19 protein-coding genes are annotated in these 21,741 nt (G+C 62.9%); 6 read left to right on the top strand and 13 right to left on the bottom strand.

Translation table 11 applies throughout. The annotated features are described in order from the left end of the window. The first annotated feature begins 32 nt into the window (after positions 1-32). Positions 33-947, top strand: coding sequence for an acyltransferase (locus tag AACQ43_RS18300; protein WP_076362187.1), 915 nt, complete (start codon positions 33-35; stop codon positions 945-947). Continuing rightward, on the top strand, positions 941-1,897 hold the full coding sequence (locus AACQ43_RS18295; protein ID WP_168968149.1) for an acyltransferase: 957 nt from the start codon (positions 941-943) through the stop codon (positions 1,895-1,897). The genes AACQ43_RS18300 and AACQ43_RS18295 overlap by 7 nt, the downstream gene beginning before the upstream one ends. Here the strand turns inward: AACQ43_RS18295 and AACQ43_RS18290 are convergent. Both AACQ43_RS18290 and AACQ43_RS18285 read right to left on the bottom strand, forming a co-directional pair. Next, positions 1,843-2,328: a DUF523 domain-containing protein gene (locus AACQ43_RS18290; RefSeq protein ID WP_168968147.1), complete on the bottom strand. Its 486-nt coding sequence runs from the start codon at positions 2,326-2,328 to the stop codon at positions 1,843-1,845. The two genes, AACQ43_RS18295 and AACQ43_RS18290, sit on opposite strands and share 55 nt — an antisense overlap. Continuing rightward, positions 2,325-2,975 carry an NUDIX hydrolase gene (locus AACQ43_RS18285; protein ID WP_043164002.1) on the bottom strand — a complete coding sequence of 217 codons (651 nt, stop codon included), beginning with the start codon at positions 2,973-2,975 and terminating at the stop codon, positions 2,325-2,327. The genes AACQ43_RS18290 and AACQ43_RS18285 overlap by 4 nt, the downstream gene beginning before the upstream one ends. A gap of 75 nt (positions 2,976-3,050) precedes the next feature. Here AACQ43_RS18285 and AACQ43_RS18280 point away from each other — a divergent pair, with 75 nt between their 5' ends. Together AACQ43_RS18280 and pncB are read left to right on the top strand one after the other, a co-directional pair. Beyond that, entirely contained in the window at positions 3,051-3,686 is a 636-nt protein-coding gene (locus AACQ43_RS18280; RefSeq protein ID WP_011707867.1) for a nicotinamidase, read from the top strand. A gap of 101 nt (positions 3,687-3,787) precedes the next feature. Beyond that, complete coding sequence (gene pncB, locus AACQ43_RS18275; protein WP_029302345.1) at positions 3,788-4,966, top strand: nicotinate phosphoribosyltransferase; 1,179 nt, start codon at positions 3,788-3,790, stop codon at positions 4,964-4,966. Between the two features lie 75 nt (positions 4,967-5,041). Here pncB and AACQ43_RS18270 read toward each other — a convergent pair whose 3' ends face one another. The 9 genes from AACQ43_RS18270 to rph all read right to left on the bottom strand — a co-directional run bounded on the left by AACQ43_RS18270 (position 5,042) and on the right by rph (position 14,552). After that, positions 5,042-5,650: a thiol:disulfide interchange protein DsbA/DsbL gene (locus AACQ43_RS18270; protein ID WP_011707872.1), complete on the bottom strand. Its 609-nt coding sequence runs from the start codon at positions 5,648-5,650 to the stop codon at positions 5,042-5,044. 141 nt (positions 5,651-5,791) lie between these two features. Then, entirely contained in the window at positions 5,792-6,781 is a 990-nt protein-coding gene (locus AACQ43_RS18265; protein WP_168968145.1) for a serine/threonine protein kinase, read from the bottom strand. A 91-nt stretch (positions 6,782-6,872) separates the two neighbouring features. Continuing rightward, positions 6,873-8,321 carry a cytochrome c oxidase accessory protein CcoG gene (gene ccoG / locus AACQ43_RS18260; protein WP_168968143.1) on the bottom strand — a complete coding sequence of 483 codons (1,449 nt, stop codon included), beginning with the start codon at positions 8,319-8,321 and terminating at the stop codon, positions 6,873-6,875. A 199-nt stretch (positions 8,322-8,520) separates the two neighbouring features. Next, positions 8,521-8,784 carry a YihD family protein gene (locus AACQ43_RS18255; RefSeq protein ID WP_005306857.1) on the bottom strand — a complete coding sequence of 88 codons (264 nt, stop codon included), beginning with the start codon at positions 8,782-8,784 and terminating at the stop codon, positions 8,521-8,523. Positions 8,785-8,814: 30 nt separating this feature from the next. Further along, positions 8,815-9,969, bottom strand: coding sequence for a GGDEF domain-containing protein (locus AACQ43_RS18250; RefSeq protein ID WP_168968141.1), 1,155 nt, complete (start codon positions 9,967-9,969; stop codon positions 8,815-8,817). Between the two features lie 126 nt (positions 9,970-10,095). Further along, positions 10,096-10,485, bottom strand: a complete 390-nt coding sequence (gene cueR, locus AACQ43_RS18245) for a Cu(I)-responsive transcriptional regulator (RefSeq protein WP_010635698.1) — start codon at positions 10,483-10,485, stop codon at positions 10,096-10,098. Positions 10,486-10,495: 10 nt separating this feature from the next. Further along, entirely contained in the window at positions 10,496-12,928 is a 2,433-nt protein-coding gene (locus tag AACQ43_RS18240) for a heavy metal translocating P-type ATPase (protein ID WP_168968139.1), read from the bottom strand. 179 nt (positions 12,929-13,107) lie between these two features. Beyond that, positions 13,108-13,761, bottom strand: a complete 654-nt coding sequence (gene pyrE, locus AACQ43_RS18235; protein WP_168968137.1) for an orotate phosphoribosyltransferase — start codon at positions 13,759-13,761, stop codon at positions 13,108-13,110. 74 nt (positions 13,762-13,835) lie between these two features. After that, positions 13,836-14,552: a ribonuclease PH gene (gene rph / locus AACQ43_RS18230; RefSeq protein WP_039213069.1), complete on the bottom strand. Its 717-nt coding sequence runs from the start codon at positions 14,550-14,552 to the stop codon at positions 13,836-13,838. A 146-nt stretch (positions 14,553-14,698) separates the two neighbouring features. On the opposite strand from rph, the gene AACQ43_RS18225 reads away from it, so the two are divergent. Next, complete coding sequence (locus tag AACQ43_RS18225; protein ID WP_168968135.1) at positions 14,699-15,562, top strand: YicC/YloC family endoribonuclease; 864 nt, start codon at positions 14,699-14,701, stop codon at positions 15,560-15,562. A 51-nt stretch (positions 15,563-15,613) separates the two neighbouring features. Here the strand turns inward: AACQ43_RS18225 and AACQ43_RS18220 are convergent, their stop codons facing one another. Next, on the bottom strand, positions 15,614-16,813 hold the full coding sequence (locus tag AACQ43_RS18220; RefSeq protein WP_282434322.1) for a histidine decarboxylase: 1,200 nt from the start codon (positions 16,811-16,813) through the stop codon (positions 15,614-15,616). Positions 16,814-16,879: 66 nt separating this feature from the next. After that, positions 16,880-17,122 carry a phosphopantetheine-binding protein gene (locus AACQ43_RS18215; protein WP_282434321.1) on the bottom strand — a complete coding sequence of 81 codons (243 nt, stop codon included), beginning with the start codon at positions 17,120-17,122 and terminating at the stop codon, positions 16,880-16,882. A 290-nt stretch (positions 17,123-17,412) separates the two neighbouring features. Between AACQ43_RS18215 and AACQ43_RS18210 the strand changes: the two genes are divergently transcribed. Then, a complete protein-coding gene (locus tag AACQ43_RS18210) occupies positions 17,413-21,705 on the top strand; it encodes an amino acid adenylation domain-containing protein (protein WP_168968134.1) in 4,293 nt (1,430 codons plus the stop codon). Positions 21,706-21,741 lie beyond the last annotated feature (36 nt).

The raw sequence follows: 21,741 nt of genomic DNA, 5'->3' as shown, positions 1-21,741 counted from the left end.
GCCCCTTATCGACAGCAAGACGGACCCGACCCATGCCCAACAAGCTGATTGAGCGACTGCGCGGCAGCCTCTCGACCCTGCTCTATTTTCTCAACACCCTGTTCTGGTTTATCCCCATCCTCACGCTGGGCCTGCTCAAGCTGTTGCTGCCCCTCAAGGGGTGGCGCACCCTCTGCAACGCGCTGCTGGATGGCAGTGCCGGCTGCTGGATCGGTTTCAACAACCTGATCCAGAAAACCATCATCAGAACCCCTTTCGATGTGGTCGGAGTGGACAAAGGGCGCCGGAATGAGTGGTATATGGTGATTGCCAACCATCAATCCTGGGTCGACATACTGGTACTGCAGCGGATTTTTAATCAAAAAATCCCCTTCCTGAAGTTTTTCCTCAAGAAAGAACTGATTTGGGTACCTTTTCTCGGCCTGGCCTGGTGGGCGCTGGATTTCCCCTTCATGCGGCGATATTCGCGCAAGTTGCTGGAAAAGAAGCCGCATCTGAAGGGAAAAGATATAGAGACCACGCGCCAGGCCTGTGCCAAGTTCCGCCATATTCCGGTGAGTGTGATGAACTTCGTGGAGGGCACCCGCTTCACCGCCCGCAAACACGACAAACAGGCGGCACCCTATCGCCACCTGCTGCACCCGCGGGCTGGCGGCATCGCCTTCACTCTGGCGGCCATGGGTGATCAGCTGCACAAGCTGGTGGATGTGACCATCGCCTATCCGGACGGCATCCCCAGTTACTGGGACTTCATGTGCGGTCGGGTCAAGGAGATCAAGGTTCGAGTCCGCTTTTTGCCGATCGAACGCAATCTGGTGGGGGATTACTTCAATGACCCCGAGTTCCAACAAGAGTTTCAACAGTGGCTGAACGGGATCTGGCGCGAGAAGGACCAGACCCTGGACCAGCTGCTGGCGGACAAGACGCCCTCAACGACGCCATGCTAACCCTGCTCCCGGGTCCGCTGGTGCTGCTCATCAGCGCCGGCCTGACCATACTGTTTACCGCCCTGTGCGCCAGCCTGATCCTGCTGGTGTCACTGGCCAAGCTGCTGCTGCCGATCCCGGCCTTTGGCCGTGCCTGCAGTCGCCTCAACAACCGTTTCATGCGCCTGTGGCTGGCCTGCAACGCCCTGGTGATCCGCCTCACCACCCGCATCGACTGGCAGGTGGAGGATGACACCCGGCTGCGCAAGGATGGCTGGTATCTGATCATCAGCAACCACATGAGCTGGACCGATATCGTGGTGCTGGGTCATCTGTTTCGCGACCGGCTGCCGGTGCCCAAGTTCTTCATGAAGCACGAGCTCATCTACATCCCGCTACTGGGGCTCGCCTGCTGGGGGCTCGATATGCCCTTTATGCGTCGCTACTCACGGGAGTTTTTGCTGAGGAACCCGCACCTGCGGGGCAAGGACATCGAAACCACCCGCAACGCCTGCGAGAAGTTTCGCCACATCCCCACCACAGTCATCAATTTCGTGGAGGGGACCCGCTTCACCGAGGCGAAGCGCGACGCCTCCCGCTCCCGTTACCAGCACCTGATGTCGCCCAAGGCGGCCGGGCTGGCCTTCACCCTGGCGGCCATGGGAGAGCAGTTCGACAGCCTGATCAACGTCACCATCAGCTACCCGGACAACCCCGAAACCCCGTTCAAGGATTTCCTGATGGGACGGATGAAGCGCATCCGGGTACGGATCGAGGAGCTGCCGGTGGATGAGCAGCTGGTGGGGGATTATTTCAACGACAAGCAGTTCAAACGCGGCTTCCAGCAGTGGCTGAACCAGCGCTGGCAGGAGAAGGACACCGTGCTGGCGCAGTGGCAGGCAGCCGATGCGGCGGCTCAGGCCGAGCCGCGGGCAGCCAAGGCGAGCACCGAGGCCAGCTCGGGCAGCTGATCCTCGCTGAACACCAGGATGCCGTGGCGGCGCAACAGGGCCGTGGTCATGCCCTCGCCCGCCACAGAGACCCCCTCGAAGCGGCCGTTATAGATGCGGCCGCTGCCGCATGAGGGGCTCCCCTCCTTCAGCAGGGCGAAGCGAATGCCCTGAGCCTGGCAGAGTTGCAGCGCCAGCCGGGCGCCGTGATCGAACTCTGCCGTCACATCCAGTCCACCCTCGGTCAGCACCCGCTCGCCTTGCCGTTCGGCAGGGGGGCGCGGGGTCGGCAGGCCGCCCGCCACCTCAGGGCAAAACGCCAGCGCTCGTCCTTCAGCCCCCAGCTCGCGCAGCCAGTCGCTGACGATCCCCTTGCTCTGGCCGTCGTAGCGCACCGGCTGGCCCAGCAAACAGGCGCTGACCAGCACCTTGTGCACGCTGATCTCACTCACGCTTCCGCTCCGTTCATCACCTGATCGAACATCACGCAGCAGGGGCTCTCCATCCGGTAGAGGATGGCGGGGCGCTGCTTGCCGGTACGCTTGCGGCCGGTATCCAGCAGGATGCCGGCGCGGTGGATCCGCTTGCGAAAGGCCGCCGTGTTCATCGGCGTCTGCAGGATGATCTCGAAGGCCCGTTGCACCTCGGAGAGGGTGAACTCGGCCCCCAGCAGTTGCAGCGGCAAGGTGCTGTAGCGACTCTTGATCCGCAGCCGCTCCAGCCCCCGGGCGATCAGCTGGGTGTGGTCGAAGGCGAGGCTGAGCCCCGGCAGGTCACAGAGCGGGTGCCAGCAGCCGTGCACGACTTCGACCTCGGAGTCCACCAGACAGAGATAGACCAGGGTGGTGGACCAGCCACGGGGATCCCGCTCCAGATTGCCGAGGGTGCAGACCTGCTCGCTGTAGCAGTGACCCAGCCCCCACTCGGTCAGCAGGCGATGGCGAGCCGCGTCCAGATCCCGATCCCGGGTCTCGTCGATGCGCAGCGCCGGCAGTTGCCAGCAGTGGGCAAAGGGCGGGCGATCGCGGGTCTCAAGCAGCAGCTCGAGCCGCTCCTCGTTCAACCGCAGCACCACCATATCCAGACTCATTCTCAACATGCCGATCGCCCTGCTCGCCTTCGATTAATGTTTGGTAGATAATATCACACGAATAGTATGTGCAGGAGCCACTCCATGGGAACCGTCGCCAGCCTGGATATTGATGCGCAGAAGGGCTTTACCCCCCTCTGCCCGAACGAACTGCCCGTCGCGGGCGGGGATGATATTGTGGCTGCGCTCAACGCTCAGGCCACCCTCGCCAGCCTGCGGATCGGCAGCAAGGATTCGCATCCCGCCAACGCCGCCTGGGCCGTCAGCGATCCCGCCGGCATGTTGCTGCCGCTGGATTTGCCCAACGCCGACCTCACTTGGCCGGTGCACTGCGTGCCGGGTACCCGCGGCTTCGAACTGCTCGACGGCCTGCCGGCCCCGGTCGATTACGACTTCTTCGTCTGGAAGGGGGTCGAGCCGGATCTGCACCCCTACGGCACCTGCTTCCACGATCTGGCCGAGCGCCGCAGCACCGGACTCATCGAGTTTCTGCACGCCCGCGGCGTCACTACCGTACTGGCCGGCGGCCTTGCCACCGACTACTGCGTCAAGACCAGCGTGCTGCAACTGCGCCGCGCCGGCTTCCGGGTGATCGTCCATCTCGATGCCTGTCGTGGCATCGCCCCCGAGACGGTTGCCAGCGCCCACACCCAGATGATCGAGGCCGGCGCCGAACTCGCCCAGAGCCTGATCGATGTACAACGCCTGCTGGACGCCTAATATGCCCCTCATTCTCATCAGCCTGCCCGATACCGGCGTCTGCAATCTACAAAAGCGGCAGGGGAGCGCTCTTGCGTTCACCCGCCTGCGGGGAGTCTGATATGCCACCCATACTCAACAGCCTGCTCGATACAGATGCTTACAAGCTGCACATGCAGCAGGCGGTGTTTCATCGCTATCCGGATGCCGAGGTGGTGGCCGAGTTCCATAGCCGCAACGAAGAGGATCTGCTGCCCATGATGGGCCAGATCGAGGAGCAGCTTCACCTTGCCGGCTCTCTGCGGCTGACCAGGCCCGAGCTCAACTTCCTGGCCGAGCGCCCCTTCTTCACAGCCGATTACCTCGACCACCTGCGCCGCAAGCCTCTCGATGCCTCCCTGCTCAAGGTGTTCGAACAGGACGGTCGCATCAACGTGCGGGTCGAGGGCCCCTGGCAGGACGTGATCCTGTGGGAGATCCCGGTGCTCGCCATCATCAGCGAGATGCGCAACCGCTTCCGTTACCCCCAGTTTGGCGTCAGTCAGGCGCTGGAGCGGCTCGATCAGAAGATCGACAAGCTGGAGCGGGAGCTGAGCCGGGAGGAGATGAACGAATTCAACCTCATCGACTTCGGCACCCGGCGCCGCTTCTCCCTCGCGGTGCAGGATGCGGTGGTGGGTCGTCTCAAGGAGCGGCTGCCGGCGTTTCGCGGTACCAGCAACTACCTGCTGGCCCAGAAATACGGCCTGCCGGCGGTGGGTACCCAGGCCCACGAGTGGTTCCAGGCCCACCAGCAGCTCGGCTTCCCGCTCGAGCACAGCCAGCGGGCCGCCCTCACCAGCTGGCTCGATGAATTCACCAACCACCTCGGCATCGCGCTCACCGACTGCATCACCATGGATGCCTTCCTGCGCGACTTCGACTTCGAGCTGGCCAGCCGCTATCAGGGCTTGCGCCACGACTCCGGCGATCCCGTGGTGTGGGGCGAGAAGGCCATCAGCCACTATCAGCGGCTCGGCATCGACCCCACCGAGAAGACACTGGTGTTCTCCGATGGCCTCAATCTCGACAAGGCGGTCGAGTTGTTCCGCCACTTCCGTGGTCGCATCAACACCAGCTTCGGCATCGGCACCAAGCTCACCTGCGATCTGCCCGGCGTCAGCCCGATGAACATCGTCTTCAAGCTGATGGAGTGCAACGGCGGCCCGGTCGCCAAGATCTCCGACAGCCCCGGCAAGACCCTGTGCCGGGATGCGGACTTCATCCGCAACCTCAAGCAGGCGTTCCACGTCGGGGTCTGACTTGGGCCAATCTGATGGCAAACAAAAAGCCCGCCGGTTTGCACCGGCGGGCTTTTTTCATCGGGTCTGGCGGGATCAGTCTTTCTTGGCCAGCAGGAATTTCACCAGCTGGTTGAACTGTTCCTGGGAAGTAATGGATTCGATCTTCACCATGTACTTGCCGTTGACCAGGAAGGCCGGCACACCGCGGATGTTGTAGCTCTCGGTGTTGCGGTCAAACTGGGAGACCATGCCGGAGACGGCGAAACTGTCGACGGCACCGTCGAACTCCTCAGCCGGCACGCCGTTGTCCACGAAGATCTGCTTCACGTCGGCACGGCTCTGCGGGTACTGACGCTGGGTGTGGATCTTGTCGAAGATGGCCGGGGTCAGCTTGCCTTCAACGTTCAGCAGGCTGGCAACGGCGTAGGCACGCTGCATCTCCGGACCCATCTCGCGGCCTAGGAAGGCCACCGGGTTTTTCTTCATCGGCACGCCTTCCGGCAGGTTCTTCTTCAGATCCTCGGCAATCGGCTCGAACTTGGCGCAGTGGGGGCAGTAGTAGGAGAAGAACTCCAGCACTTCCGGTTGGGCGCTACCGGTCTGTTTGACCACATCGTAGTTGACGCCTTCCTTGAATTCGGGGGCGGCGTGAACCATGGGGATCATCAGCATGGCAGCAAGGAAAAATAGTACTTTTTTCATGACGTTTCCTGTTAAGGGATCACTGTGAGGCACGCCCGGCGAACCGAAGCAGTGCCAAGCCTATTGCGTCACCACTGCGCAGTCAATGGTCAAGCTGGGTACGCGAGTCCCGCCCGCCGCCCGCCCGCTCTCTTTCCCTCATCACCAGCCAGGCGTTAGCGTCAGGGGCGGTGCCTTGAGCGCTTCCAGCTGGTCGTGCAGGGTCGCGATCTGCTGGCGCCAGTAGTGATCGGTGTTGAACCAGGGGAAGTGGCGCGGGAAGGCGGGGTCTTCCCAGCGCCGGGCCAGCCAGGCCATGTAGTGGACGATGCGCATGGCCCGCAGCGGCTCGATCAGCGCCAGCTCGCGCGGGTCGAACTCCATGAATTCTTCATAGCCCACCAACAGGGTATCGAGCTGGATCAGCTGCTCGTGCCGCTCGCCGCTCAGCATCATCCAGAGATCCTGGATGGCGGGGCCGCTGCGACAGTCATCGAGATCGACGAACATGGGACCATCGCGCCAGAGGATGTTGCCCGGATGGCAGTCGCCATGCAGGGAGATCTGGGCCACGTCCAGGGTCATGGCGTCACTGACATGCTTGATCAGCTCGTCCAGCACCCCGAAGAAGGACTTGGCCAGCCCGCTCGGCAGCCACTCGCCGGACGCCAGCAGCTGACGCGGTTCGTGCAGCATGCTCTCCACATCGAGCCGGACTCGGTGGTGGAAGGGACGGCTGGCACCTATCTGGTGGATGCGGCCGAGATAGCGCCCCACCCACTCCAGCTGGTCGAGGTTGTCCACCTCGAACTGGCGACCCCCAACGCTCTGCCAGATGGCGAAGGGGTAGCCCTGATGCTCCAGCAGGGTCTCACCGGCAAAGGCGATGGGAGCGGCAACCGGGATCTCCGCCTCATTGAGGCGGGCGGCGAAGTCGTGCTCTTCGAGGATCTGGGCCCGGCTCCAGCGGCCGGGACGGTAGAACTTCACCACGTAGCGGCGACGATCTTCATCCTGGAACTGGTAGACCCGGTTTTCGTAGCTGTTGAGTTCGATGAGACCGGAGTCGATACGCAGGCCGCTGAGGTCCAGCGCATCCATGATGAGATCGGGATTGAGGTCGGAATAGTTGAAACGCATGTCATCCACCATGAGAAAGGGGCGCCGTTGCGCCCCATTCTATCACTACTGCTTATCATTGCCGCGCCCGATGACCGGCTAAAACCGGCCATGGTGGCGACGGTCACAGCCGGCTGATGAACTTGCTGGGCTGGCGCAGGATCCCCTTGCTGTCGTCTGCGGCCGCCCCTTCGCGTTTGAGCACGAAGCGAATGTCCAGGGTCGGTTTCTTCAGATTGAAGGGGTCGACCGCCACGCTCACCGGCAGGGTGAAGATTTCCCCTGATTTGAGAGTCACCTCGCGCGGGCCGAACCATTCGTGCTCCGGCAGCCCCTCCACATCCAGCTGATAGGTCTGGGGATGCAGGGTCTTGTTGAGGATCTTGAGGGTGTAGGTGTTCTCGATGAGCCCCTCGCTGTTCTCGCGGAACAGCTGGTTGCGATCCCGCAGGATATCGAGCCCCATCGGCATGATGGACATGGCGTTGTAGACGAACACCCCCAGCATCACCGCCATCACCAGGCCGTAACCAATCAGCTTGGGCCGCGCCACGTGGGTGGAGTCGTTGGCCAGCTTGTGCTCGGTGGTGTAGCTGATGAGCCCCTTCGGATAGCCCATCCGCTCCATGGTCTGATCGCAGGCATCGACGCAGGCACCGCAGTTGATGCACTCGTACTGCAGGCCGTCGCGGATATCGATGCCGGTCGGGCAGACCTGCACGCAGAGGTCGCAGTCGATGCAGTCCCCCAGCCCCAGCGCCTTGGGATCGGCCTTGCGGGCACGGGCGCCACGGGTTTCACCGCGCTTGGCGTCATAGCCGACGATGAAGGTGTCCTTGTCGAACATGGCGGACTGGAAGCGAGCATACGGGCACATGTGAATGCACATGATGGCGCGCATCCAGCCGGCGTTGCCGTAGGTACAGGCGGCGAACAACACCACCCAGAAGATGACCCAGCCGCTGGCCTGCAGGGTGAAGAAGTCCGGCACCAGCTGGAACACATCCTGGAAGTAGGCGACGAAGGTGAGGCCGGTACCCAGCGACAGCAGGATCCAGGCCAGATGCTTGGCCCCCTTGCGGGCCAGCTTCTCGGCGTTCCAAGGCGAGGCATCCAGCTTGCGGCGCTTGTTGGCTGCCCCTTCCAGCTTCTCTTCGAACCAGATGAACATGAAGGTCCACACCGTCTGCGGGCAGAGATAGCCACACCAGACCCGGCCGAGGAAGGTGGTCACGAAGAAGAGCCCGAAGGCGGCGATCATGAAGAGCCAGGCCAGCAAGGTCAGGTCCTGCGGCCAGATGGTGGCACCGAAGATGTGGAACTGCTGGTGACCGATGTCGAACAGCACGGCCTGGCGACCGTCATAGCGCAACCAGGGAATGGCGACGAAGAGCACCACGAAGAACCAGCCCATGGCCTTGCGCACCCGCTGCCAGTGGCCGGTCTGGGCCCTCACGTAGATGCGGTTGCCGGGATTGAACCTGTCATCGCTCGCTTTGAAGGTATTGGGGTTGTATGTCCCCGTTACATCGCCGGTGACATCCTTGATATCGATCTTGTCCTGGTCGGCCATTGCAACACTTCGCTCCACTCATTAATTGTTATGGAGCGGATTATATCTTAAACAGCCTGCTAATTGTGTGGGTAAAATGTATCTAATGTTCGAGTGGTGTCGCAATTTCAAGCAACAAAAAAGACGTATCGCCAGTTGACGAAACGCCTTTTTGAGAGATTCTTTTGAACACCAATAAAGGCTCCAGCTGGAGCAATCTTTACTTGATGCCACGGGCCTTGAGCAGGGCTTCCTTGAAGTCGGGCACGTGATCCTTGGCCAGGCCGGGGATCATCGCCTGCTTGTCGGATTCCCGCATCTTGAGGTGATAGATCAGCATGTCGTCGGTCAGCTCGGACAGAGGACCTTCAAATCCCGCTTCCTCGGCCAGTTTGGCAACAAACTGCACCAGGCTGAGATCCTGTTCCTTGATCCAGGCAGGCTGCAACAACTCCAGCAGCTCTTCGATACGATGACATTGCATAGACGACCTCTTTAATCTGTCTTGTGAAACTCAGGCAACCTTACCCATCAAGGCTACTTCGATACGATCCCGCCCATTATGCTTGGCCTGGTAGAGGGCCGCATCCGCTTTTTGAATCAGCTCGCTGATGGAGAGGCTCTGATCCGGCACCAGAGTCGCCACCCCGAAGCTGCAACTGACCCGCCCGGAAACCAGGGATTTCTGATGGGGAATGCTCAAATCCTTCAGCGCCACCCGCACGTTCTCGGCGATCTGCAACGCCCCCTGCATGCTGGTACAGGGCAACAGCAGGGCGAACTCCTCGCCGCCGTAGCGGGCGGCGAGATCGTCCTCGCGCCGCTGTACTTCAGCCAGCAGACCCGCCACCTGCTGCAGGCACTCGTCCCCCAGCTGATGGCCGTACAGGTCGTTGAATTGCTTGAAGTAGTCCACATCCACCAGCACCAGCGACAGCGGCGCCCGGGCCCGGTGACAGCGACGCCAGGCGCGCTCGAGGCAGTAGTCGAGGTGGGCCCGGTTGGCGATGCCGGTCAGCCCGTCCAAGCGGGAGGTGAGCTTGAGATGCTCGGAGACTGCCTTCAGCTCGGCCACCAGATCGGCGTTGGAGAAACGGTGGTAAAGCGAGGCCACCTGATCCCGCCGCAGGCGGCGCAGCAGGGTCGGCAGGAAGACGAACAGGTAGCCGGCCAGCATGCAGGAGACGATCCGCTCCTGCTCGTTGCCCGCCCCCAGCTCGAACAGCATGGCCAGCCCGAGTGGCAAGACGGCACCGTAGAGCGAGCGGCGGCTGCCGAACAGCATGATGGCGCTGCCGGTGAGGATCAGGCTGGAGAGCATCATCATGGCGGCACGATAAGTATCGGGCAGCTTGTCCATGTAGAGCAGCACGCCCAGCGCCCAGATGATGGAGGTGATGGTCACCCCGATGAAGAGCTCACGCTCCAGCACCGGCAGCGGGATCTGCGCCAGCCTGGGCTGACGCCAGCGCAGGTGCCAGCCTCGGCAGATCAGCAGCAGCAACACCCCGACCAGCCAGCCAAGCGCTTCGGCGGCGGGCAGGTAGTCGTGGAACAGCAGGCTCCAGCCAAGCGCCAGCAGACCCAGGCAAGGCAGGCTGAATGAGGCGTGGGTATAGAGCTGGGCCATGATGGCCTGCTTCACCTGACGTGTCACACTCTGGGTCAACTGCGTACTCCCTGTACAAGAGCCGCACAGTCTACCACTACCCCTTCGGAGCCAACAATAAAACGTCCGTTATTAAGCGGTTAGTCAGTCGATGATGCCAGGCCCCGGCCTGCCGGCAGAGACGGCTCAGCCGCGCTCCAGCTCGTCGAGGATCGGGCACTCGGGGTTTTCATCCCCGTGGCAGCAACCGACCAGCCCCTCGAGGGAGCTGAGCATGGCCTGCAAGCCGGCGATGCGGGCGCGCAGATCAACGATCTTCTCCTGCGCCAGCTTCTTCACCTGGGCGCTGGTTCTGTGCTCGTCCCGGTAGAGCGCCAGCAGCTCCTGGCACTCCTCCAGATTGAAGCCGGTCTCCCGCGCCCGCTTGACGAAGCGCAGCTCGCGCAGCGCCCCCTCGGTGTAACTGCGGTAGCCGTTGTCGCTGCGGACCGGCGCCGAGATGAGGCCGATGCTCTCGTAGTAGCGAATGGTCTTGGCGGTCAGTCCCGTCGCCTTGGCTACCTTGCTGATGTTCATGGATGACTCCTTAACGGTTCGATTCTGTGCTGAGATTGTGGCCGACCTGGGCAAGTGCTCGCGGCTGCCAACGCTTCAATAACAGGGAATTGCTCAATACTGTGATGCTGCTCAGGGCCATGGCCGCCCCCGCCAGCTCGGGGCTGAGGTAACCCAGCGCCGCCAGCGGAATGCCGATGATGTTGAACACGAAGGCCCAGAACAGGTTCTGCTGGATGGTGCGCCAGGTGGCCGCCGAGATGTCGATGGCATCGGCCACCAGCCGCGGGTCAGATCGCATCAGGGTGATGGAGGCGGTCTCCATCGCCACATCGGAGCCGGAGCCCATGGCGATGCCCACATCCGCTGCCGCCAGCGCCGGGGCGTCGTTCACCCCGTCCCCCACCATGGCGACCAGCCCGCGGGTTTGCGCCCGCAGCGCCTCCACTTTCTCCACCTTGCCGGCCGGCAGCACTGAGTCGAAGGCCCCGTCCAGCCCCAGCTTGGCGGCGATATGGGCCACCGGCGCCGGCGCATCACCGCTCACCAGCCAGCTGGCGATGCCGCGCTGGCGCAGGGTGGCGATGGCATCCGGGCTCTCGGGGCGCAGGGTATCGGCCAGTGCGGCTATGCCGGCCACCACGCCGTCGATGGCCACCCAGACCCGGGTCGCGCCATCGGCGGCTTGTTCATCCTGTTGTGGTACGTCGATGCCGAGCTGGTCCAGCAAAGAGCCATTGCCGATGGCGACCGTGTGGCCGGCGACCTGACCGACAATACCGGCACCTACCCGCACCTCCACCGCCTCCGGCTGGGGCAGCGCAGCCTCCTTGCCGACCGCCTCGCGCATGGCAAGCGCCAGCGGGTGTTCGCTCGCCTGCTGCAAGGCGGCGGCGAGGCGCAGTTGTTCGTCGTTGCCGCTCCAGCTGGCCAGTACCGGCCGGCCCTGGGTCAGGGTACCGGTCTTGTCGAAGATCAGCGCCTTGATGGCGTGGGCCTTCTGCAGGGTATCGACATCCTTAATCAGAATGCCGTGGCGCGCCGCCACCCCGGTACCGGTGACGATGGCCGCCGGCGTCGCCAGCCCCAGCGCACAGGGACAGGCGATCACCAGCACGGCCACCGCCGCCAGCAGCGCCTGACCGAAGTCGTTGCTGATGGCGTACCACACCAGCAGGGTGAACAGAGCGATGGCCATCACCACCGGCACGAACACGGCGGAGACCTTGTCCACCAGCTGCTGCAGCGGCGCCTTGCCCATCTGGGCATTCTCCACCAGTGCGATGATCTTGCTGAGGCTGGAATCCTCCCCCACCGTAGTGGCTTCAATTTCCAGCACACCGGAGCGGTTGATGGCTCCGCCCAGCACCTTGTCACCCTCACCGCGGGGCACCGGCAGGCTCTCGCCGGTGAGGATCGACTCGTCCAGCTCGCTCTCGCCGTTCACGATTCTGCCGTCCACCGGCACCCGCTCGCCCACCAGCACCCGCAGCCGATCGCCGCGCAGCACCTCGTCGATGGCCACGCTCTGCCAGCTCTCGCCACGCCAGACGGTGGCGGTTTCCGGCCGCAGCGCCATCAGTTCGCGAATGGCAGACTGGGTGCTGCGCCTGGCCCGTGCCTCCAGCAACTTGCCGAGAGAAATCAGGGTAATGATGATGGCGCTTGCCTCGAAATAGAGTTGGCCGCTGGCGGCCATCCCCAGGTTAAGCAGCAGATAGAGGCTGTAGAAGTAGGCAGCACTGGTACCGGTTGCCACCAGCACATCCATATTGGCGGAGCGGTTCTTGATGGCGAGCCAGGCGCCGCGATAGAAGCGGGCCCCGATCCAGAACTGCACCGGGGTGGCGAGCACCAGCTCCAGCCAGGCGGGCAGATGCCAGGGCAGCAGACCGGCCATGGCCAGCATGCCCGCCAGCAGCGGCAGGGTGAGCAGGGCCGAGACGATGACCCGGGTTTGCGCCTGACGGGCGCTGGCGGCCTCCTGCGCTTCCCGCTCCAGCAACTGCTGGCGGCGGCCGCTGGCCGAGCCCTGCGCCAGCTGGGCGCCAAAGCCGAGCGCCTCGATCTGCTCGCGCAGGCCAGCGGGCGTCTGCATCCCGGGTACCAGCACGATACGGGCCTGCTCGATGGAGAAGTTGACGTCGGCGGAGATGACGCCGGGCAGCGCCGCCAACATCTTGTTCAGGCGGGCCGAGCAACCAGCACAGGTCATGCCGGTGATCTGAAACAGGATGGTCTCGCTGCCGTAGTCGTAACCCTGCGCCTTGATGCTCTCCAACACCGCCGGCAAACGGTCGGGACTGGCAAGGTCGATGGCGGCCTGCTCCAGTGCGAAGTTGACGGTGGCCTCTACCCCCTCCAGCTTGTTGAGGGCGGTCGTGATGCGGCTGGCGCAGTTGGCGCAGCTCATGCCGCTGAGCGGTAACTGCAGATGAATCGGTGATTGAAGATGAGTGGTCATGTTGTTCCTCCCCGGAACCAGTCGGCCAGAATGAGCGCCGACCAACAAACCCTAACCTTTACTGCAAGGGTAAACTCAAGCCACATGATCCACTTTTTGCAGATGAAAAAACGGCGCCCGTTTGCTGCCAGAGAGCCAACGGGCGCCGCCTTCAACTATTGCGCGTAGTGAGCAGCGACTCAGATGCCGTACTGGGCGCGGTAAGCCTTCATGGCGGCCAGTTGCGCCGCCAGCTCCGGCTGCTCGGCCTGCTTCTCTTCCAGATAGGCGATGAGATCGCTCATATGGATGATGGCGATGATGTGGGCGCCGTAGTCACGCTCCACTTCCTGAATGGCGGAGAGCTCGCCCTTGCCCTTCTCCTGACGGTCCAGCGCGATCAGCACGCCGGCCAGGGAGGCACCGTTGGCCTGGATCAGATCCATGGATTCACGGATGGCGGTGCCAGCGGTGATGACGTCATCTACCAGCATGATGCGCCCCTTGAGCGGGCTGCCCACCAGATTGCCGCCCTCGCCGTGATCCTTGGCCTCCTTCCGGTTGAAACACCAGGGCACGTCCACGTCGTGCTGCTCAACCAGCTGCACCGCGGTGGCGGAAGCGATGGGGATCCCCTTGTAGGCCGGGCCAAACAACACATCGAACTCGATGCCGGCATCCATCAGGGCGGCGGCATAGAAGCGGCCGAGACGGGCCAGATCGCGGCCGCTGTTGAACAGGCCGGCGTTGAAGAAGTAGGGGCTTTTACGACCGGATTTCAGGGTAAATTCACCGAATTTGAGGACCTGCTTCTCCAGGGCGAACTCGATAAATTGACGCTGGTAGGCTTTCATTCTGGCTCCTTGCTTGGCTTGTCGTTTACTTTCGTGGGGTATAAAAAAACGCGGTCAATGCCGCGTTTTTAAAATCATGCAAGTGACTGCTTCTGCAGCGCAATGATGTCGGCGATGCCGCCCTTGGCGAGCGCCAGCATCTCCAGCAGCTCTTCGTGGGTGAAGGGTTCGGCCTCCGCGGTGCCCTGCACCTCGATGATGCGACCATCTTCGGTCATCACCACGTTCATGTCGGTCTCGGCGGCGGAGTCTTCGATGTACTCCAGATCGCAGATGGCTTCCCCTTCATACATACCGACGGAGACGGCGGCGATCATCTGCTTGAGTGGGCTCTGCTTGAGCATGCCCTTCTCGACCATCCAGTTCAGCGCATCCACCAGCGCCACGCAGGCACCTGTGATGGCGGCGGTGCGGGTGCCACCGTCGGCCTGCAGCACGTCGCAGTCAACTGTGATGGAGTGTTCGCCCAGCGCGGTCAGGTCTACCGCCGCGCGCAGGGAGCGGGCGATCAGCCGGGAGATCTCCAGAGTGCGGCCGCTCTGCTTGCCGGAGGCCGCTTCGCGGTTCATCCGGGAGTGGGTGGAGCGCGGCAGCATGCCGTACTCGGCGGTCACCCAGCCCTGATTCTTCCCTTTCAGGAAGCGTGGCACGCTGGTGTCGACGCTGGCGGTGCAGAGCACGCGGGTGTTGCCGAATTCCACCAGCACGGACCCTTCAGCATGCTTGGTGAAGTGGCGGGTAATGGTGACCGGACGAAGCTGCGCGGCAGTGCGATCGCTGGGACGTGACATGGGACGGACCTCTGGGCTGGCTGAATTGGCGCAGGAGTATAAGTGATCCCAGCCCAAATATCAGCCGCTAAAACCACGCTGTCGGCTGACGGAGCAGGGCTGGCTGAGTATACTGGCCCCACACTTCATCAAGCCCGGAACAATCAATGATTCACAGCATGACCGCCTACGCCCGCAAGGAACTCAAGGGCGACTGGGGCACAGCCGTTTGGGAAATTCGTTCGGTCAATCAGCGCTATCTGGAGACCTACATTCGCCTGCCGGAACAACTGCGCAGCCTGGAGCCGGTTCTGCGTGAGCGTTTCCGCGCCAAGCTGCAGCGCGGCAAGGTGGAGTGCAACCTGCGCTTTGAGGCCGCCCAAGCCGCTGCCAGCCAGCTGCACATCAATGAAGAGCTGGCCAAGCTCATCATCGACAGCGCCAACTGGGTGATGAAAGAGGCGGGCCAGGGCCAGCTCAACCCGGTCGACGTGCTGCGCTGGCCGGGCGTGATGGCTGCCGCCGAGCAGGACATGGATGCGGTCGCCACCGAGCTGCTCGGCGGGTTTGACCTGACCATGGAAGATTTCATCGCTTCCCGCGCCAGCGAAGGGGCCAACCTCAAGGCCCTGATCGAACAGCGTCTGGCCGGCATTCAGGTAGAAGTGAAGAAGGTGCGCGTGCACCTGCCGCAGATCATCGAGTGGCAGCGCCAGAAGCTCACCGACCGGCTGGCCGAAGCCAAGGTAGAGCTGGATCCGGCCCGCATCGAGCAGGAGATCGTGCTGCTGGCCCAGAAGATCGATGTGGCCGAAGAGCTGGATCGCCTGGAGATGCACATCAGCGAGACCAACAAGATCATGACGAAGGGTGGCGCCTGCGGCCGTCGTCTCGACTTCATGATGCAGGAGTTCAACCGCGAGTCGAACACCCTCGGTTCCAAGTCGATCAACGCCGAAGTGACCCAGTCCGCCGTCGAGTTGAAAGTGCTCATCGAGCAAATGCGCGAACAAATTCAGAACATCGAATGATACCGGTTAGATAGAATTAAAAAGCCATTGGAAACAATGGCTTTTTCTTTTTTAAGCGGTGCAGGCGAGCGCAACGGGCAGGCTGTCGCTGCATGCGGCCGCCGGGCCGAGATCCTGCACTATGTCATGGATCACCGCATCCAGCTGATGAAGGCTGTGATGATGAGGCAGGATGATGAGGTGGGAGTGCTCGCCCGAGGTCGCCAGGCAATGGGTCTTCCAGGTGCGCTCCGAGGGGCGTGGGAAGACCACGGTAATGGAGTGCGGATGCCGCCAGGCGGGCACCCCCTGCTGATTCAGCCGCTCTACCAGCTGCTGTGCCATGGCCAGGCAGCGCCTTGTCCGCTCACGCCACTGGGCCAGCGTCCGTCCCTTGATGGCGGCCCACATCAACAGGGGCGTGAAGCCGTTGCGCGATCCGCTGATGGTCTGATCGCTGGTCGAGATGTAGTCCACCTCCACGGCGATGCGATCCACGACGCGCCGCCTGGCCAGCACAATGCCGCACGGGATCGGCGAACCGATCATCTTGTGGCCCGAGACACTGATGGAATCGATGCCGTCGGCAAATGAAAAGGCCGGCGCATCGTCCAGAAATGGCAGGATCATGCCGCTCAGGGCCGCATCCGCATGCAGGTAGTAGTCCTGACGGGGGATGCCGATGGCCGACAGCCGTCGTTGAATGGCGCCGATGTCGTCGACCGCCCCCTTCATGGTGGTACCGATATTGGCAAATATGATGGGATGACGCTCGCCATCACCCACTATCTGCTCTGCCAACTTATCGCAGTCTATTTCCCCGGTAGGTAGTGTGGGAATTTCCTTGGCCTTGATTCGCAGCAACCTGATTATTTTGGCAACCGAATAGTGTGTCTCTTGTGAATAATAGAGGGTACCTTCAGGAAACAACTCTCTGGCAAGATAACAGCCAAACATATTGCCTTCGGTGCCGCCATTGGTCACATAGCCCCAGCTCTGCTCTGGCGGGATTGAAAATAGCGATGAGAAATAGTTCATGACCTCTCGCTCAAACTCGAAGGTATTGAGCAAATAATTTCCAGGCGCTTCCCAGTCGCCACAGTTATTGATAGAGAACTGTAAAAACTTGTGCAGCTGGGAATAATCAAAGTCGGCAGCCTCCGGATAACCGACATTGAAATACTGATGGGTAAGGCAGAACTGCCAAAACTGCTCGAGCCTGTGCTGATCTTCTGCTGACAGCGTCATGATGATATCCGTGGCGAGCGCCATGACCTGGCGCCGCCCTTGCTGAATGATAAGAGCAATACGTGAAATTAATTAAATATATACAGCTAGTTAGGCCGCTGCTGGGGGGCCGCTCAGGAGCTCCCACCAGGCAGACAGGGTGGGCCTGCGCGCCAGCTCGTCAAAGCCGACATTGACCCCCTGCGCCTTCAACTCTGCGGTAAAGCGCATGATGTTGAGGGAGTCCAGCCCATACAGCACCAGGCTCTCCTCCGGATCCAGCTCTCCCTCCTCCACCAAGCTCTGTACTCGTTCATTCAACCACTCACGGGTCATGAATGTAGGCCTGCTCATGTTATTTCCTCACTGTCTGTCATGGTTATTTAAAGTCGTGCCTGTTTAATAACCGTTCCCACCCAATTGCTGAAAACTGGATCGACGGTTGCCAAGAAAGAGGCGCCGTCATACCGCCCTGAAATACCGTTCAGGTTTATCTCTAGCCAGTCCTGATGCCAATTTAATTAAGCGACTTATCGATATAACCATATGGGTTGACGGATTAAATTGATCTTGAAATGAAAATCATTCTCACCTTTAAATATATAAACAACGAAACACGACAAGTTGTCAACGCCATGAATGAGATGAACGAACTGACCGCGATGCAGGCGGCTTGCTGGATGGGACGCAGCTCACATGCCCATCTGGGGGGCGTCAGTGCCCACCTCTATGCCGAGTTTGACGGCCCGGCCCTCGATCTGGTGCGCCTGCACGGTGCGCTGGAACGTCTCTATCAGGCGCACCCCATGTTGCGCCTCACCGTCACCCGGGAGGGAACCCAAGCGCTGGGTGATCCTGCCCCGGCCGTGTTGGAAATAGATGATTTCCGCTCCCTGAGCGGCAAGCCACTGGCCGATGCTCTGGCCCGCAAGCGGCAGGAATGGACCCACCAGCAACTCGATCTGAGCCGGGGCCAGGCAGCCCGCTTCTCCGTCACCCGACTGACAGAGCAGCGCCAGCGGCTGCACATCGACACCGACATGATGGCCATCGATCCTTCCAGCGTGCGGATCCTGCTCGCCGATTTGGCCCAGTGGTACGAAGAACCGGCGTGGGCACCGCCGCCGGCCCCCTCGTTTTTTGCCTGGCACGAGGCGGTGCAGACGCGCCTGCGCGAGCGTCGGGAACAGGATCGGCAGTGGTGGCGACAACAACTGCCAGCGTTGGCGCCGACGCCCACCCTGCCGACCGCTCCGAAGCAGACGCCCCCCGCCAGCGAGCGCCTCAGCGCAACCCTGGATGCCGCCACCTGCCAGGCCCTCACCACCCTGGCACGGCAACGGCGCCTGACCCTCTCCAGCCTGATGCTGGGCCTCTTCGCCCACTCGCTGGGCAAGGCCACCGGCGACAGGCGTTTTCGCCTCAATGCCCCCTTCTTCTGGCGCGAGCCCATACTCGGCAACGAGCAGCGGATCGTCGGCGAGTTCGCCAACCTCACTCTGGTGGACGTGGACCTAGACCAGGCCGGCACGCTGGATGCACTGTGTCGTCAGCTGGCCACCCAATGGCACGAGCGTCTCGGCCACGGCACCTATTCCGGCGTGGCGGTGATGCGCGACCTCTCCCGCCACCACGGCTCGGCCCAGCTGGCCCCTGTCGTCTTCACCGCAGCCCTGGATCTGGAAGGGGGCTCGCTGTTTGACGAACGGGTGCACAGGGTCTTCGGCGCCATGAACTGGGTCATCTCCCAGGGCCCCCAAGTGGCGCTGGATGCCCAGCTGGTACGCCTGCGCGGCGAACTGCTCATCAACTGGGACGTCCGCCTCGACGCGCTGCCGCTCCCCTGGATCACCGCACTGTTCGACGATCTGGTGGCACAGTTACGCCAGCTGGCACGGGATCCCGCCCTGCTCGACGCCCCGCTGCACCGCCGCCGCGAAACGCCCCTGACGCCACTCCAGCAGGCCTACCTGCTGGGGCGCACCACCCAGTTTCCGCTCGGGGGCGTCGCCATGCAGGAGTACCGGGAGTACCGCGGCAGGATGGACCCGGCGCTGCTGCGCGCCCGCCTGCGGGATATGGTGCTGCGCCACGATGCGCTGCGTACCCGCATCGATGCCGACCGCCTGGTGCAGATCGTCGATGACGAGGCGCGTCTCAATCTGCACGAGCAGGATCTGCGTCATCTGACGGAAGAGGAGGTGACACGCAGGCTCGCGCGCCACCGGGAGACATACAGTCATGCCCTGTTCGACCTGACGCAGGCACCCTGGGATCTGACCCTGCTGCACCTGCCGGGGGATGAACTGGTCGCCTTCGTGCGCATCGATGCCCTGATCCTGGATGGACACGCCATCGCTACCCTGATGCGCGAGCTGTTCGAAGGGATAATGGCCCCCGAGCTGCCCTCCCCGCCCGCTCACGAGCCCACGGCGGTCCAGCGGGAACAGGCCGGACGCTACTGGCGCAGCAAGCTGGCCAGACTGGAGGGGCCGCCGCGCCTGCCCTGGACGCAGCCGCTCGCAGGTCTGCGCAGTGCCCGCTACGCACGCCAGCAGCAACGCATTCCTGCCGGGCAGGCGGCCGCGTTCTACAAGCTTGGCGCCCGCCAGCACCTGTTCAAGAACACCACCCTGATGGCCGTCATCCTGGAGGTGCTCTCCCGCTGGCGCGACGAGGGGGATCTCTGTGTGGCCGTGCCGGTGGCCCCGCCTCCCGGCGGGCCGCTGACCAATCGCTCCAGTTTTATCGCCCTCACCTGGCAACTCGCAGAGGGCACCTTGCTGGAGCGGGCCCGCACCCTGCAGCAGGACGTCATGGAGGGGCTGGATCAGCTGGCTTTTTCCGGGGTCGATATTGCCCGCCAGCTGCTGGAAATCCATGGTAGCGGTCCCGCTCTGCCCGTGGTCATCACCAACGGACTGGCCTGGCCGGTGGCCACGTCAGAGAGCCCCATGCAGTGGCAAGGGGGCCTGACCCAGACGCCCCAGGTCGCCATGGATATCCGCATCAGCCAACAGGCCGACGGCACTCTGGTGCTCGACATCGACTACGCCAGCGAAGCCCTGGAGGCCGACCTGGTGAGCGATCTGCTCACCACCATGGCGCGTGCCGTCGCCCGGCTGGCAGAGGGGGATACGTTCCAGCTCCCCGACCTGGTTACCCCCACCCATGCCCGTCACAACAGCCTGCCAGACGCCGCCTGCCAGACGGACTTCTTGCATCGTATCGCCGATCGCCTGTTCCATCCGCAGCACGGCGCTGTGGCCCTGATCCAGGGGGAACGACAGCTCAGCTACCGGGAGCTTGGTCACGGCGTGGGGCGCGTGATGCATGCCCTGAGCGGGACCGGCATCAAGGCCGGGCAGGTCGTCGCCATCTGCCTGCCGCGCAGCCCCGAGCACACCATGGTGACCCTGGCCTGCGCTCTCAGCGGCATCATCTGGGTGCCTATCGATGCCGCCTCACCCGCCGATCGACGCCGTTATCTGCTCGAAAACTGCTGCCCCGACCTGGTGGTGGCAGAGTCCAGCGAAGAGACGAGCCACCCTACGCTGACCCCGGCCATCCTGCTGGCAGGCGCAGACACAGCCCCCCTCGGCACCCCCTGGGCGGGGCGCAGTGCTCACACCACGCCGGCCTACTACCTCTATACCTCAGGCACCACGGGGCGACCCAAGTGTGTGGTGCTGAGCAACCAGGCCACTGCCAACGTCATCGGCAGCACTCTGCAGCGCTGGGGCATCGCAGAGCAGGACAGATTTCTCTCCGTCACGCCGCTGCACCACGACATGTCGGTCTTCGATGTGCTGGGTTGCCTGACCGCCGGCGCCACCCTGGTGCTGCCGGAGCCCGGCGCTGACAAGGATGCTGTGCACTGGGGCCGGCTCATCGCGCGGCACGGCGTCACCCTCTGGTGTTCGGTGCCGGCCATGCTGGAGATGCTGCTCGCCTGCCACCCTTTCGACACGCTGCAGAGTCTGCGGCTCGTCGCGCAGGGGGGCGATTACATCAAGCCGGGCATCATCGAGCGCCTGCGCAACGGCCTGCCTGCCGCCCGCCTCTTCTCCCTCGGCGGGCCGACCGAAACCACTATCTGGAGTATCTGGCACGAGATAGCCGCGGACGACCGGCAGCGCATCCCCTATGGCACCCCCTTGCCGGGCAATGCCTACTGGCTGCTGGATGAGCGCGGCGAACACTGTCCGATCGGGGTAGCGGGCCGGATCCATACCAGCGGCGTCAACCTGGCCCTCGGCTACCTCGAACAGGGACAGCTGATCCAGACCGATTTCGTGACCATTTCGGATGAGCAAGGTCGACCGCTCCGGGCCTTTCGCACTGGTGATCGGGGCCGCTATCGCCGCGACAGCACTCTGTTGTTCGACAGCCGGGTCAACGGTTACATCAAGGTACGGGGAGTACGCGTCTCGCTACCCGATATCGAGAGTGCCCTCATCACCCATCCAGCCCTCGCCCAGGTGCTGGTGGTGGAGTACGGCGACGAGCAACAGGGGGAGCTGGGGATCGGGGTGCTCTACGTCTGCACCACCGACCGCCAGCTGGAGCCTGCCGCCCTGCGCGAGTTTGCCCGCGCGCAATTGCCGGCCTCCCACGTGCCGACCCGGGCCCTGGCCGTCGCACAATTGCCCCTTACCGCCAACGGCAAGCCGGACAAACCCGCCGCACGCACCCTGCTGGCGCAACCTGCTCCCCGTCGCGGGGTGCTCGACATCTATCTGGAGGTGCTGGGCGCGGCAGCGGGCAGTGCCGATAGCCGGCAGCCCTTTACCGCGCTGGGATTGCGGCCCCAACACCTGAAGACCATTTCGGCCCGGTTGCGCGAGCACTTTGCCGTGGAGCTGTCACCGGGCCAGCTGCTGGCCTGCCGCACGGCAGCCGACGTCGAGGGGCTGCTGGCCAGCTTTCCCGCCTGACTCTGCGCCCCGGCATGGCCGGGGCACATCCTGTTT

This window comes from Aeromonas sp. DNRA1, from assembly GCF_963888745.1.
GTDB lineage: Bacteria > Pseudomonadota > Gammaproteobacteria > Enterobacterales > Aeromonadaceae > Aeromonas > Aeromonas hydrophila.
This window is presented reverse-complemented; position numbering and strand designations above follow the sequence as displayed.